This is a genomic window from Vibrio phycocola (genome assembly GCF_054404255.1).
In genome coordinates this window covers 97,007-111,376 of sequence record NZ_JBTAMQ010000002.1, presented here as the reverse complement: position 1 = coordinate 111,376, position 14,370 = coordinate 97,007, and the positions used below count along the sequence as shown (strand labels likewise).

Here is a 14,370-nt window from a genome sequence, read left to right as displayed (position 1 = left end):
GATGAAGTTTAGATCATCATCAGTTGCGAAATGTTTGTTGGCTCTAGTTACTTTAGTTGTATCGATATCTGTCCGCGCTCAAGTTGTGCTAAATTTGGCAGAAGGTCAAGCGCAGGCGATATCAGTTAATAGCAATATTGGTTCGGTATTTATTGCAGATCCTAATGTGGCGGATTACCAAGTTATTGACAGAGAGAAAATTGTCGTTTTTGGTAAAACGGTTGGTTCCACCACAGTGATGGTGTTTGATGAAGAGGGGCAAACCCTTGTACAGAAGACGCTTGTGGTGAATACAAGCCTTGTTCATATCCAGCAGCAGATTCAATTACGTTATCCAAATGCCGATGTTGTTATTTATAACTTAGGTGCGCAAGCGGTACTAAGTGGTGTCGTTCCTACTGAAAAAGAAAAACAAGAAATAGAAGAGATTGTTGGTGAGTTACTCCACAAAGAGTCAACCGATACTGCTATTCAATGGGATCTAGGTGATGATAAATATACAATGGATTTTATGACCAAGCGTGACTTTAAGGGCTTGGTTAATAATATTGAAGTGGTAACGACCAAACAGGTTAATGTCAAATTAACTGTGGCTGAAGTCTCTCATTCATTTCTTGAAGAGTTTGGCTTGGAAATAGGGTCTACCTCCGCTGGTATTTTTACTGACTATCTAACCAGTTTTAGTGCTAGTGATATTGTTTCCGTCATTTCTGCCGTTTCTGATGATTCTGTTGGTGAAGTCTTAGCTCAACCAAACCTTTCTGTTATCTCTGGTGAAACTGCTAGTTTTCTAGTAGGTGGCGAATTGCCTGTTATTACCGTGGTTGATGGATCAACATCTATTAGCTATAAGGAATACGGTATTCGTTTAGAATTGATGGCCAAGGTTGTTAACGATCAACAAATTAAGTTGTCGCTAATGCCTGAGGTTAGCTCATTGGATGAAACTTACTCAAGCGACACTTATGATATTCCAGCATTAAAAAGCCGTAAGGCGCGAACGACCGTTGAATTAGGTGATGGACAAAGCTTTGTTCTTGGTGGACTACTTTCATCTGAAGAAACTGAATCTCTTAGTAAAATCCCATTTGCTGGGGATATTCCTGTGTTAGGCGCACTGTTTCGTCATACCGAGAGTGAACGTTACAAAACAGAGCTCATTATCATCGCGACAGTTAACTTAGTTGGTGCGGTAGAAACCAATAAAATCCAGTTGCCTACAATGGAACGGTCATCGACTCTTGAACGCTTTTTCGGATGGACAACTAAAAACTCTGAGCAATACCCGGCTCGTAATGTATTAAGACAGGGAGGATTCATAGAATGATTAAATTACCTCTAATTATGGGCTTAGCTATCGCTCTTACGGGATGTTCGTATCATAACTCCGTTGATAGACAGGGTACCTATGTTGACTTATACCCTGTTGAATATGCGATGGGGTTTGACTTGAAAAATGTTTCTCAGAAGAGCGCAGCGGCGCAACTAGATGCGTTTATTGATGAATACTGGGCTTTTGTTATAACTCAACCTGTTGAGCTATTGGCGAGTACGCCGAGAGGGCTGGTTTTAGCTAAGAAAACAAAGACAGCTTTGTTAAAGAAAGGGATTGAACCTGCAAGTATTTCACTGTTACATGAACCAAGTGTCTCCCAATACGATTTTAAAATGTCAATTATTAAACACAGTGTTGATACTCCGCAGTGTGAATACAGTACTTTGAGAGCTTATGATCATGGTTCAACAGGCTGTTTCGTGGAAAGCGCCCGTTGGTCCTCAATGGTTCGTCCTGAGCGTATGCTGCCTAAAAATTTTGGTAATACTGTAAGTGAGTAATTATTTATGTTTGATTTAGTTGATTTACTGAAAAACAGTCAGCCGGAAAATGATCCTAAAGAAAAAATTACATCAGTACTTTTTTATCAGACAGAAAAGTGTCGTGAATTGGTTTTAGAGGCATATCGGTTTGAAGGTATCACTGATCCTGAAGTGTTAACGAATGATGATCTGAGTATTTCAGATCATGTTAGACAACAAAGTATCGAAGTGGTTATCGTTGAGTTAAACAAAAGTCAAAACGTAACTCGTGATGCAGAGCGGATCAGTCATTTATTGCCAAGTCATGCATCCGTTATCGTCATTGGGTGTGAAGATGCGATTTCGACGATTCGAAATCTAAAGGAAATGGGCTTCTACTATTTATTCTGGCCTATTTCTAAACAGGAACTTATTGATTTTGTCAAAAGTGTCAACGTAAACCGAGCATCTAATCGTGGGCCAGGTCAAAAGCGTCGAGCGAAAAAAATCTCCATTATCGGCGCTAAAGGTGGTGTTGGTACGACATTGTTGGTATCAGAAGTAGCACATCAACTTGTTAGTGATAAGAAATCTAATTGTGTTGTTATCGATCATAATTATCATTCTGGTGATATCGATATTATGATGGGTATTCCCAAATTCGATAAGCGTATGGTGCAAAGAGGAGCGTTGCTGACATCTTTGGACTTAACTACGATCAATTCTTTAATTGCAAAGCAAAGTGACATGCTTAGCGTACTTTCTTTGACTTCAGATGATCTTACCGTTAATGAATTAAACGAATACACAGATTCGATTGTCGATCTACTTTCTCCTGAAGTTAATTTTTTCGTCGAGGATTTATCGGCATCTGCCATAAGCCCGTTAGCTGATAATCGCAATTGGATGGAAAGTGATTGTGTGATTTTGGTCGTTACCCCAACAATATCAGCAGTTCGAGATGCGGCGAGAATTAAGAAAGCGCTTGATACGAAAACCGATGATACGAAACCACGTTTGATCGTTGTTGTTAATCACGTTGTGCCCGAAAAGTCGTCGACGGTTAAGTTGACTGAAATTGAAAAATTTTTAAATTACAAACCCCAAGTTGTTCTACCTTATGTGCCCAATGCAGCTAAAGATTTGGTTGAAGGAAAACGGTTAGCAAAATCAAGTTCCGGTATGAAGTCGCCTCTCAAGCGGTTAGTCTCATTAATTCTTGGTGAATCCTTAGCCTATAAAAGTAAATCAGGCATTGCATCGTTGTTTTCGAGGAATGATAGTTAATGGTTAGTACCAAAGAGATATACATTCAGCTACGAAAACAAATTTTCGAAGCTCTCGATCCTGCTGCTGTTAACGATTTAACTCGAGAGCAGTTGTTACGACAGTTATCTAGTGCTGTCGATTTGTTGATAGACCAGGAGCAGTTGGTAGTATCAAGTATCGCTCGTAGAGACTTTGTTACTCACTTAGTTGACGAGTTAGTAGGTTTAGGTCCACTCCAGAGCTTAATGGATGATGAGTCAATTACCGACGTGATGATTAATGGCGCTCAAAATGTGTTCATCGAACGGAATGGTTTGGTAGAAAAATCGTCGGTTACATTTATTGATGAAAAACAACTTTTGGAAATAGCGAAACGAATTGCAAGCCGGGTTGGGCGTCGTGTTGATGAGTCATCACCTACTTGTGATGCACGTCTTCAAGATGGAAGTCGTGTCAATATTGTAATCCCACCAATTGCCATCGATGGCACCGCAATTTCTATTCGTAAGTTTAAAAAGCAAAGTATTGATTTAAAAGCTTTATGTGGCTACGGAGCTATGAGTGAAGAGATGGCTCAAGTTCTTATGGTTGCTGCACGTTGTCGCCTGAATATTCTGATTTCCGGTGGTACTGGTTCTGGTAAAACGACGATGCTTAATGCTTTGTCTCAATATATTTCAGAAGGTGAGCGGGTTTTAACCATAGAAGATGCGGCGGAATTGAGGTTGCAGCAACCACACGTTGTTCGATTGGAAACGCGTACCGCCGGCATTGAAAACACGGGTATGATAAATCAACGGGATTTGGTTATAAACTCACTGCGTATGCGTCCAGATCGGATAATAGTCGGTGAGTGTCGTGGCCCAGAAGCTTTTGAAATGCTCCAAGCCATGAATACTGGTCATGATGGGTCGATGTCAACATTGCACGCCAATACGCCTAGAGATGCATTGGCTCGTGTCGAAGCTATGGTCATGATGGCAACTAATAACCTTCCTCTAGAAGCAATACGAAGAACAATTGTCAGTGCAGTCGACATCATTATTCAGATTAGTCGCCTCCATGATGGTAGTCGTAAAGTTATGAATATTACTGAAGTTGTGGGTTTGGAAGGACAAAGTGTTGTAATGGAAGAACTCTTCCGCTTTCAGGCAAACCATCAGCAATCTTCTGACGGAAAAGTCAACGGGGACTTTATAACACCAGGTCTAATGCAAAGATCTGTATTGATGGAAAAGGCCAGATTTTTCGGGTTAGAACAACAGTTGGCTCAAGCCTTTAGACTAGGAGAAGGTTAATGGTTGTTCCGATATTGCTTATTTGTTTTGGTGTGTTGGTATTGGTTGTTACGTTACATAAAAATAGCCAAAAGCATGACTATTTAGCAGATTTCAACAAGTCTACTGTCCGAACAACAGTAGTGAGTGATCAACAAGCTATCGATCTGAAATCATTATTAGAGCAAAATTGGAAAGATTCTTTAAGAACTCGTTGGGAAAATATAAAAAAGCAGTTAGGTAAGCACCCTTATATAAAAGCGATCTTAGCTAATATCGTTATTCAAGTTCTCGTATATCTTATAAATATGCAATTCCTTCGTGCTAATGTTATTGGCATGGCAGTAGCAGGGGTAATCGTCGGCAATATTATGTTGGTGATCTGGTTGCAACGACGTGAAGAAACGATGTTTGAAAGGGCATTCCCTGATGCTCTAAATATGATGACGAGTGCCATTTCAGCAGGTGAGAGTATTATGCATGCCATTGTTTATGTAGGTAATACATTGGATGGTGATGTTGGTGCAGAATTTAAAGTTATGGGCCAACGAATGCAGATTGGTGAGTCAGTCGATGATGTATTCCGTAAGTCTTGTTCGCGTTTTCCGTACCCTTCATTTTACTTTTTTGTTATATGTTTGCGCGCCAATATCCAGCGTGGTGGTCAATTGAAAGATATCATGATGCGCTTGAATCGTATGATGTTTAATGCCCGCTCTGTAGAAAAGAAAAAATTCTCAATGACTGCAGAAGCCAGGATGTCAGTAAAAATTGTCGCTGCAATCCCTTTTATCTTTCTTTTTATGCTGCAATATCTAAGCCCCGAAAATTATGAGTTCGTTATGTTTCATGAAGCGGGTCGGCCTATTCTCTATTATGTCGTGATCAGTGAGGCAATAGGTATATTTATTGTCTGGATGTTGATGAGAGGAGTACGCTAGATATGTCTGAATTTGTCGTTTTCATTCAGCAAAAGCCCGTTTTGGTAGTAAGCCTTGTTGTACTAATCCTTGGGTTGGCCTTATTAGCGATATCTTTACGCAAACATAAAAATGAAGTGCGTCTTCATAAATTTAACTTGCATGAAGAGTTGGGTACCTCTCGAGAAACTAAAGGTTCTGTTTTATCTAGGTTATCCGAATTATCCTCTCAGGCTTTTACTAATGATCCAAAGGAAATCAGTCAGAAATTTTTAGCCGCTGGTATTTATGACCCACGATGGGCAAAGATGTTTGTCCCCATAAAATTGACAGTGCTATTCTCAGGCCTGCTTATTATTTTGGCTATAGATATTTCAGCCGAAAAAGAAATGATGACAATAGTCATACACTGTTCCGTATGGCTAATCATGGCATTAATTCTCCCTGATGCATTTCTTAATTTTAAAGCTCGCGAATTAACGTACTCAATTACCAGTCGCTTACCTTATCTTTTAGATTTAATTGCGGTATGTGTACAGACTGGTATGACAATAGAAGCGTCAGTTCGGTATCTTTCACACGAAATGGAAGGCTTCGATAAGGATCTTGCCTATTTGCTTAAAAGGGTGAATGAACGTAGTAATTTAGTCGGGATTGGTGTTGCTCTTGAGGAAATGTATATAAGAGTACCGTCGAATGAGATGCGTAGTTTTGTAATGACCTTAAACCAAAGCTTGCATTATGGTTCTTCAATTTATGCTGTGCTGAGCACGTTGTCAGCCGACATTCGAGAAGTTCAATTGTTAACGGTAGAAGAGAAAATCGGTAAATTAGCTGCCAAAATGTCAGTTCCTCTAATTCTATTTATTATGATACCAATTGTTATATTGGTTGCGGCTCCTGGTGTTATGAGGATGATGATGGATGCTTGATACAAGAGCAATACTATCTATTTTAACGATCATCTTATTGGTTGGCTGTACGTCGACGAGTGATGTTGAGCGACCTAGATATACTAATGAGCAGTTATTAGAAAGTAGTGGGAACGACCAAGAGTTGATAAAGCTCTACAAACAGGAATTGTTGGTTGAAGACAGCGTTACCACTCGGCTTAAGCTTGTTCATTCATATATTCAAACTCGAGATTTTGAATCTGCAATTTTTTATGTGCAACCTCTAATTGAAGGTGAGGAAACAAGTGCCGATGCTTATTTCCTTTATGGGAAAGCAAAGTTTGGTTTAAATGCCATGACAGAATCCCAGCGCTCTTTACAAAAAGCCATTAGGTTAGACCCGAATCATGGGGAAACGTTAAATTTACTCGGTGTTATAGCTGCATATGGTGGAGATTACTTTCATGCTCGTAGCTATTTTGTTAAAGCTCGTCAGCGGATGATCGATGATGTGACGATAAAAAATAATCTCGCAATGATCGACCTTATCGAAGGACAATATGAGTCTGCAGTGGAGAAGTTAACACCTTTGCTTGGGCAAGATAACGTATCGCAAAAAGTGAAGTCCAATTTGGCGTTTGCTTATGCAAAACTTAGTCTATACCCGCAATTTTCTCAGTTGCTCGAAGACGCCAAGTTAACCGAAGTTGAAAAAAGGCAAGTATTTCATGAGCTAGCAGAAATAGAATTGATAGCATTTGAAGGACCACCGGATTTCTTAGCTGGTGAGATAAATCGTTTATAGGAATTTTTACACTTATGATGTTTAGACGCATAAAGAATAAACAACAAGGCGTAAGTTCAATAGAATTTGCTATGGGCTTTATCTTATTTTGGTATATGTGTGCTGCTTGGATTGAGATGAGCTTTCTTTCTTATATCTCAGCAATTGGTGATTTGGCTATCTCTAGAGCATCACAAGTTGCTAAAAAAAATGAAGGCGATACTGAAGACTTTATACAAGATTTTAATGCGATTTTACAACAAAGTAGCAGTTTATGGAGTTATGCAGCAAATAGTAATGATTTTAGGATTACGGTACAGTACCTTCAAAGTTTTGAAAAGTTAACCCAATATGATGGGTCGTGTGGTGACTCTGACGAAAGCATTACCGAGTGTGGTGAAGCTGAGGGAGCAGCAATAGCGTTGTATCGCTTTGACTATTCATACAGTCCAATCTTTACTACTTTTTTATCTGATGAAAGCCTTTTTAGTCGTGAAATGATCGTAATACAGGAGTATCAGCGTAGTGAATTTATCGTCTACTAAGCAGCGATGCTCGGGAAATTTTACCGTAGAGTTCGCTATTGTCGGGATCGCTTTTTCTTTATTGCTCGTATTTAGTGCTGATATCATCATTAAACTAGCGATAAAAGGTAAACTTGACCGTATGTCTTATTCCGCTGCAAGTATTATTAAAGAACGTACTCAATTGTTTGATGAAGAGTATAATATTGATGAGGGAGCTACGGCTCAAGGTCAAGACACCTATAATTATGTGTCGGCATCATTAGCTCGAACAATGAATAATTTTGACCAAACTAATTTTGGTTATGTGTTAGATGTGTTTACTTTTGATGGATCAACTGTTTCTAAGACGCCTGCTTATAAAACTGGTATTACCTGTACTGACGTCGAACCGGCATCAGGCTTATTTATTACTACAAGTTGGGGAAATACGGTTACCTTATATCAGGTGACTCTTTGTTATCAAACCGATAACTGGTTCGGAGCCCTAGTTGGGAAGACATTTAATCGAGTACAAAGCTACTCCGCCGTAATGGGTAGGTAAAATTATGAACTTTGTAAAAAAACAGCGAGGACATGCGGCAATATTATTCGCAATGATAATACCAGTATTATTTGGTGTTTTTATGTTGGGAAGTGATGGTGCTCGAGCTGTTCAGGATAAGGCTCGGTTAAATGAAGCTTTAGAAGTGGCAAGTTTGGCAGTATCGGCACAGGCATCGAGTAACTCTGTAACTAGGCAGAATACCGCTGCTGATTATATCTCATATTACTTTCCTTTAGCTGAAGTGGAAACTGGTGATATTAATGTCACAGTGACTACCTGTAATCCAGGTAGCGGCACGGCGGGTTGTAATAGCGACTCTGAAGAACGTTATTTCAATTATGAGGTTACCGGCACAATTACACAAGATTCTTGGTTTCCAGGTAATGATGTCATCGCTGGTTTTGGAGAGACCTACGATGTTGCTTCTTACTCAGCATCTAGAAAGTATCAATCAGAAGCAATAGATGTCATGTTAGTGGCTGATTTTTCTGCTTCAATGTACCAGTATTGGGATGGCGGCGATAACCGCAAGTTTGAAGATGTAATCGAAATTTTGAAAGAAGTCGCAGGTGTGCTTAAGGATTATAACGACAATATTACTGAGGGGTACGCGCTAAGTACTATCGGTGTTTCCGGATACGATTTTTATGCAAAAAATTCTGATGATGATTTTGTTGCAGGGATTCTGTGTTCTAAATCAGCATATAAACAGGGTAACAAGTTTTATTGGGCGACTTTTTCTGACGGGCGTTGTACATCCGAATACCCAACCCATCCTGGTGTGAATATATTGGATGTTGCTAGTACGATTAGTAACGTTTTTAACACCAGTCATGCTATCCATAGTTCAGGTTGGAGTAATGGGGAAGTAACGAATATTTCGAAGTTTACTAATATTGAACTCACGTCTGATACAGAAAGTTTTATTACAGATATCAATAGTCCAAGCAATTTTCATATTGCTAAGGACGAAGGTAGTGGAACAGCATCGTTTGCAGGTATTATTCGTGGAGCTCAATTACTCGACGAAGGAAACAATGATAAAAGACTCCTCATCGTATTATCTGATGGGGGGGACTCATATACCGACATATCTGATAGTGATTCATATCAGTCGAACAATTTTAGTGATCAACTTTACGATGCGGGTTTATGCGATACAATTTCAAGCCATTTTGAAAATGATGATATTGACATTACAATGGCGGTAATTGGCTTCGATTACGAGATTGATGATTTCCCTCAGTTAGCCAATTGTGTGGGTACTGATAACGTATATGAAGCTCAAAACACAGAAGAGATTGCAGATACCATACTTTCATTGATAACCGAAGAAATTGGCCACTTGGCCACACAAGTAGATTAAAAGAAGGCTAATATGAAAAACAAAATAATTACTCTTATCGCGGTATGTTCTGCAATTAGCCTTAGTGCACAAGCAGATACAACGGTACTCCAACACTATTGTGGTAAAAGTGGGGTTAAATTTGTTGAATCAGTAGAAGTTGATTCTGCCAATCGAGTTTACGTCGGTTTTGGTGGAATGACTCAAGACGTTGGTAGAAATCCAGTCGTTGAATCTGACGCAGTAATCAAAAGCGTAAACAAAGATATTACTGTAGCGCAAGGGTGTAAAGATTTTCTCGTGCGTCGATACAAAGAAGAACCGTCTGGGCGTGTGACCTTTGAGTTTGATAAAGATGAACTCACTCCTGCAGCTAAATTCGTACTCGAAGGTGTTGGAGATGAATTGTTAACCTATAATATTGTCGGTAATACTGATTCTATTGGTACTGACAATTATAATTTAGAGCTTGGCGGTGCACGTGCACATGAAGTTGCTCAATATTTGGAAAAAAATGGCTTACCTTATGGGTCGGTACGAGTGATCTCCTTGGGAGAAATGGACCCAATAGCATTAAACACAACAGCTGAAGGTCGTGCATTAAACCGTCGCGTTGATATCACTTTATCCAAATAATACGCTCAGCGACATTTTGTAATTAATTGGATCTTATAAATGAAAGAGGCCTAAACACTCATGTTTAGGCCTCTTTTTTGCGCTTTTTACAAGCTAGATATGATTAAGGTGTTAGCTATTGTCGTCAGCTTGACCTGCTTGGATAGCAGTAAGAGCGATAGTGTACACGATATCATCAACTAGAGCGCCACGAGATAAGTCATTAACCGGCTTACGCATACCTTGAAGCATTGGGCCAATCGAAACCAAATCAGCGGAACGTTGAACCGCTTTGTACGTAGTGTTACCAGTATTTAAGTCTGGGAATACAAATACAGTTGCCTTACCCGCTACTGGTGAGTCTGGTGCTTTAGATTTAGCAACGTTCTCCATGATTGCTGCATCATACTGTAGTGGACCATCGATAACGAGATCTGGGCGTTTTTCCTGAGCAATACGTGTTGCTTCACGTACTTTGTCTACATCAACCCCTTTACCAGATTCACCTGTTGAATAGGAAATCATGGCAACACGCGGATCGATACCAAATGCTGCTGCTGAATCTGCTGATTGAATTGCAATTTCTGCAAGCTGTTCAGCATTAGGATCAGGGTTAATTGCACAGTCTCCGTATACCAATACTTGATCAGGCAATAGCATGAAGAAGATTGAAGAAACGATTGATGCGTTTGGTGCAGTTTTTATGATTTGGAATGGAGGAACGATGGTGTTTGCAGTGGTATGAACCGCTCCAGATACTAAGCCATCAACTTCATTCGCTTCCAACATCATTGTGCCTAGGAAAACGGAGTCTTCCAGTTTTGCTTTGGCTACAACTTCAGTCATGCCTTTTGCGCCACGTAGCTCTACGAGTCTTGCAATGTAATTTTCGCGAACTTTGTCTGAATCGATAATTTCTACACCGGCGCCTAACTCAACACCTTGTTGAACAGCAACACGTCTAATCTCATCGGGATTACCAAGGAGTACACACGTTGCAATACCACGTTCAGCACAAATTGCGGCTGCTTTAACAGTACGAGGCTCATCTCCTTCAGGAAGGACAATGCGTTTTGCTGCACGGCGAGCAAACTCAGTGAGCTGATAGCGGAATGCAGGAGGACTTAAACGGCGAATGCCTTGAGTTCCCTCAGAAAGAGAGTTGATCCAAGGACCATCAATATGGCTCGCAACGTGGTCATTAATAAATTCAATGCGCTCTTTATCATCTGAAGGAACTTCTAAGCTAAAGCTCTGCAAGTTTAAAGAAGTCTGCCATGTGTTTCCAGACGCTTTGAATATAGGTAGGCCAGATTTTAATGCTGGAAGACATAAATCGTAGATTGATTTAGGAATGTCATAGCCACCAGTTAGTAAGATGGCACCAATATCAACACCGTTCATTGCAGCAAGAGAAGCTGCAACGATAACGTCGGGGCGGTCTGCTGAAGTAACGAGTAAGGAACCTGGACGGAAATGTTCCATCATATTAGGTAACGAGCGAGCACAGAACGTGATGCTTTTAATGCGTCGAGTTTTCAGTTCGCCTTCATTGATGATTTCCGCGTTGAGATGTTTCGCCATATCAATAGCACGAGTGGCAATTAGATCGATGCTCCAAGGCACACAGCCTAATACACGAATTGGACTCGAATTAAAGATCTGTAACACTTCGATGTTACTCTGCTTAGCTACTTCTGCCTCATCAAAAATCTCTGATAGATCTGGGCGAGTACGTCCGGCTTCGTCTACTGGAGCATTTAGCTTGTTGATGATCACGCCAGAGATACTTTTATTTTTAGTACCGCCAAAGTTAGAACATGCAACTTCGATGCGCTCTTTAAGCTGCGATGGATTATCCAAACCTGGGGTTGCAACAAACACGATTTCAGCACCAAGTGTGCTCGCTATTTCAGCATTTACTTGGTTTGCAAATGGGTGTTTACGCGTTGGAACTAAACCTTCAATTAGGGTAACTTCAGATTCAGAATTAATCGAACTATAACGTTCAACAATAGTTTCCAACAACTCATCCATTTTTTCTGAGCCGATTAATGTCTCTGCTTTAGACATATGAACAGGTTCAGCAATCTTGATATTAATATTGGTACTAAGAATTGTAGATGTTAAATCTGGTTGGTCGCCGCCACTACGTGGTTGAGCGATTGGTTTGTAAAAGGAGACAGAAACTCCTTTACGTTCCATAGCGTGGATGACGCCTAAGCTTACACTCGTTAAGCCTACGCCAGCGCTAGTAGGAACAAGCATTATTGTACGAGACATGGCAAGATTACCTATAGCAAAAAAGACCTAATATAATTAGGGGGTAAATAAATTGGCTCTGTAAATTATGAGCCCCAAAGCAAACTGGCTAACTTATGAAGTTAGCCAGTTAATCGAATTAAAGACCAGCGAGTCGCGCGGTATCTTCTGCAATTACCAATTCTTCATTGGTTGAAATTACAATTGAAGGAATACGGCTATCAGCTGTGGTGATAACACCTTCGCCACCAAAGCGTGCTTTCAAGTTCGCATTGGCATCGACTTCAATACCAAAAATGGCTAAACGGTTAAGAACCATTTCACGAATTGGTGCTGAGTTTTCACCGATTCCGCCAGTAAACACAATAGCATCTAGGCGACCATCCATGCTTGCAGTGTAACCTGCGATGTATTTAGCCAAACGATGACAGAAGACATCTAAGGCACGCTTCGCTTCTGGTTTCTCTTCATGGTTATCTTCCACAAAGCGGCAGTCAGAGGTCACTTCAGTCAAACCTAGTAAACCAGACTCTTTGGTCAACATAGTATTGATATCTTCAATTGAGTAACCAAGAGCATCATGAAGGTGGAATATAATCGCAGGATCGATATCACCACAACGTGTACCCATGACCAATCCTTCTAAAGGAGTTAAACCCATAGATGTGTCTACAGATTTACCATCTTTAATTGCACAGATAGAAGCACCGTTACCCAGATGACAGTTAATAATATTCAGTTTATCTGCAGGAACATTTAAACGTTCAGCTGCTTCACGAGCGATGAACAAATGAGATGTACCATGCATGCCGTAGCGACGAATTCCATGTTCTTTATATAGCTTATAAGGAAGCGCGTATAAGTATGACTCTTCAGGCATTGTTTGGTGGAACGCCGTATCAAACACAGCGATATTTTTTAAAGCTGGAAATGCTTTTTGAGCCGCTTTAATACCGATGATGTGCGCAGGGTTATGAAGAGGCGCAAAGGTCGAAGAGTCTTCGATACCTTGTAATACAGAATCATCAATTAATGCTGATTGAGTGAATTGTTCACCACCGTGAACAACTCGGTGACCGATGGCCGCGAGGTTTTCAGCAAGCTCTGGCTTCGACGCAAGAATAGTATCGACCATAAACGATAATGCTTCAATGTGCGCAGCGCCATTGCCTAACTGAGCCTCATGCTTGCCACCATCTAATTTCCACTTGATACGAGCTTCGGGAAGAGAAAGGCATTCTGCAAGGCCGGTTAAGTGTTCATTTCCATTATTTGCATCGACAACAGCGAATTTAAGAGACGAGCTGCCGCAGTTTAAAACTAGAACTAGTTTTGACATGTGTAACTACCTGTACTTTCGGTTTAATTTGTTAAAAGTTGTGCGGGTAATATATAGGATAAAACGAATGATAAATCCCACTCCCGATCAATAAAAATATCATTTAATGTAAACAGTTCACAATGAGTCACAAACTTTTACACGTTTTGCTAAATCTCGGTTGCTTTAACTGAATTTAGGGGTAACAATGAAATTCTGGTCGCGCACGAATGTGCTGTGTGCGAGGTGGGCTTAATATAACAAAATTTTTTGAAAAAATATTATCCAACATTAAGTTTTTGCAAAATAAGTTGATTAATTCAACTTATTTTTAATAAAAAGTTTAATTGAAGAAGTGAGAGCCTATGCGTGATGATATTGGATTGGTCCATAACCTTCGAGATGGACAAAAATATATGGACAGTTGGCCTATGAGAAAAGAGCTTTCTTTGCTTTTCCCAGACCAACGCGTGATTAAGGCAACGAGATTTGCGATAAAAGTTATGCCGGCTGTTGCGGCTATAAGTGTATTAACTCAAATCACCTTCAATAATGTCGATTACCTTCCCCAAGCTATCGTTATAGCCGTTTTCGCATTGAGCTTGCCCGTTCAAGGGATATGGTGGTTGGGAAATCGTTCAAACACTTTACTTCCTCCAAATCTAGTTCATTGGTATCGTGAATTAAACGAGAAAATCTTAGAATCGGGAGGTGCTATTGAACCGGTTAAATCTCGCCCTCGATATAAAGAGCTAGCATATGTATTAAATCGAGCATTTCGCCAGTTGGATAAGTCAGCATTAGAGCGTTGGTTTTAGA

Annotated in this window: 14 protein-coding genes; 12 read left to right on the top strand and 2 right to left on the bottom strand. The window is 40.2% G+C overall.

Annotated features, from left to right (window positions below; genetic code table 11):
* Position 1 precedes the first annotated feature (1 nt).
* From ACXJY6_RS04115 to ACXJY6_RS04065, 11 genes are read left to right on the top strand one after another with little or no spacing between them, the layout of a single operon-like run.
* Positions 2–1,327 carry a type II and III secretion system protein family protein gene (locus ACXJY6_RS04115; RefSeq protein WP_458767486.1) on the top strand — a complete coding sequence of 442 codons (1,326 nt, stop codon included), beginning with the start codon at positions 2–4 and terminating at the stop codon, positions 1,325–1,327.
* On the top strand, positions 1,324–1,836 hold the full coding sequence (locus tag ACXJY6_RS04110) for a hypothetical protein (protein ID WP_458767485.1): 513 nt from the start codon (positions 1,324–1,326) through the stop codon (positions 1,834–1,836). The genes ACXJY6_RS04115 and ACXJY6_RS04110 overlap by 4 nt, the downstream gene beginning before the upstream one ends.
* A gap of 6 nt (positions 1,837–1,842) precedes the next feature.
* Entirely contained in the window at positions 1,843–3,084 is a 1,242-nt protein-coding gene (locus ACXJY6_RS04105; RefSeq protein WP_456051878.1) for a CpaE/TadZ family protein, read from the top strand.
* Positions 3,084–4,364, top strand: a complete 1,281-nt coding sequence (locus tag ACXJY6_RS04100) for a TadA family conjugal transfer-associated ATPase (protein WP_456051879.1) — start codon at positions 3,084–3,086, stop codon at positions 4,362–4,364. The genes ACXJY6_RS04105 and ACXJY6_RS04100 overlap by 1 nt, the downstream gene beginning before the upstream one ends.
* Complete coding sequence (locus ACXJY6_RS04095; RefSeq protein ID WP_456051880.1) at positions 4,364–5,284, top strand: type II secretion system F family protein; 921 nt, start codon at positions 4,364–4,366, stop codon at positions 5,282–5,284. The genes ACXJY6_RS04100 and ACXJY6_RS04095 overlap by 1 nt, the downstream gene beginning before the upstream one ends.
* 2 nt (positions 5,285–5,286) lie before the next feature.
* Positions 5,287–6,195 carry a type II secretion system F family protein gene (locus ACXJY6_RS04090; RefSeq protein WP_456051881.1) on the top strand — a complete coding sequence of 303 codons (909 nt, stop codon included), beginning with the start codon at positions 5,287–5,289 and terminating at the stop codon, positions 6,193–6,195.
* Positions 6,188–6,961, top strand: a complete 774-nt coding sequence (locus ACXJY6_RS04085; protein WP_458767484.1) for a tetratricopeptide repeat protein — start codon at positions 6,188–6,190, stop codon at positions 6,959–6,961. Before ACXJY6_RS04090 ends, ACXJY6_RS04085 begins: the two co-directional genes overlap by 8 nt.
* 14 nt (positions 6,962–6,975) lie before the next feature.
* Positions 6,976–7,485, top strand: a complete 510-nt coding sequence (locus tag ACXJY6_RS04080; RefSeq protein ID WP_458767483.1) for a TadE/TadG family type IV pilus assembly protein — start codon at positions 6,976–6,978, stop codon at positions 7,483–7,485.
* Complete coding sequence (tadF, locus tag ACXJY6_RS04075) at positions 7,466–8,008, top strand: tight adherence pilus pseudopilin TadF (RefSeq protein ID WP_458767482.1); 543 nt, start codon at positions 7,466–7,468, stop codon at positions 8,006–8,008. Before ACXJY6_RS04080 ends, tadF begins: the two co-directional genes overlap by 20 nt.
* A gap of 4 nt (positions 8,009–8,012) precedes the next feature.
* Entirely contained in the window at positions 8,013–9,377 is a 1,365-nt protein-coding gene (locus ACXJY6_RS04070; RefSeq protein ID WP_458767481.1) for a TadE/TadG family type IV pilus assembly protein, read from the top strand.
* Positions 9,378–9,389: 12 nt separating this feature from the next.
* Complete coding sequence (locus tag ACXJY6_RS04065; protein ID WP_456051886.1) at positions 9,390–9,992, top strand: OmpA family protein; 603 nt, start codon at positions 9,390–9,392, stop codon at positions 9,990–9,992.
* A gap of 111 nt (positions 9,993–10,103) precedes the next feature.
* On the opposite strand, the gene pta is transcribed toward ACXJY6_RS04065, so the two are convergent.
* Together pta and ACXJY6_RS04055 are read right to left on the bottom strand one after the other, a co-directional pair.
* Positions 10,104–12,254 (bottom strand): phosphate acetyltransferase, encoded by a 2,151-nt coding sequence (gene pta, locus ACXJY6_RS04060; protein WP_456051887.1) that lies wholly within the window; start codon positions 12,252–12,254, stop codon positions 10,104–10,106.
* A 118-nt stretch (positions 12,255–12,372) separates the two neighbouring features.
* The gene (locus tag ACXJY6_RS04055) at positions 12,373–13,572 is read right to left on the bottom strand and encodes an acetate kinase (protein WP_458767480.1); all 1,200 of its coding nucleotides are present in this window, start codon (positions 13,570–13,572) and stop codon (positions 12,373–12,375) included.
* Between the two features lie 344 nt (positions 13,573–13,916).
* Here ACXJY6_RS04055 and yfbV point away from each other — a divergent pair, with 344 nt between their 5' ends.
* Positions 13,917–14,369: a terminus macrodomain insulation protein YfbV gene (gene yfbV / locus ACXJY6_RS04050; RefSeq protein WP_456051889.1), complete on the top strand. Its 453-nt coding sequence runs from the start codon at positions 13,917–13,919 to the stop codon at positions 14,367–14,369.
* Position 14,370: the final 1 nt, after the last annotated feature.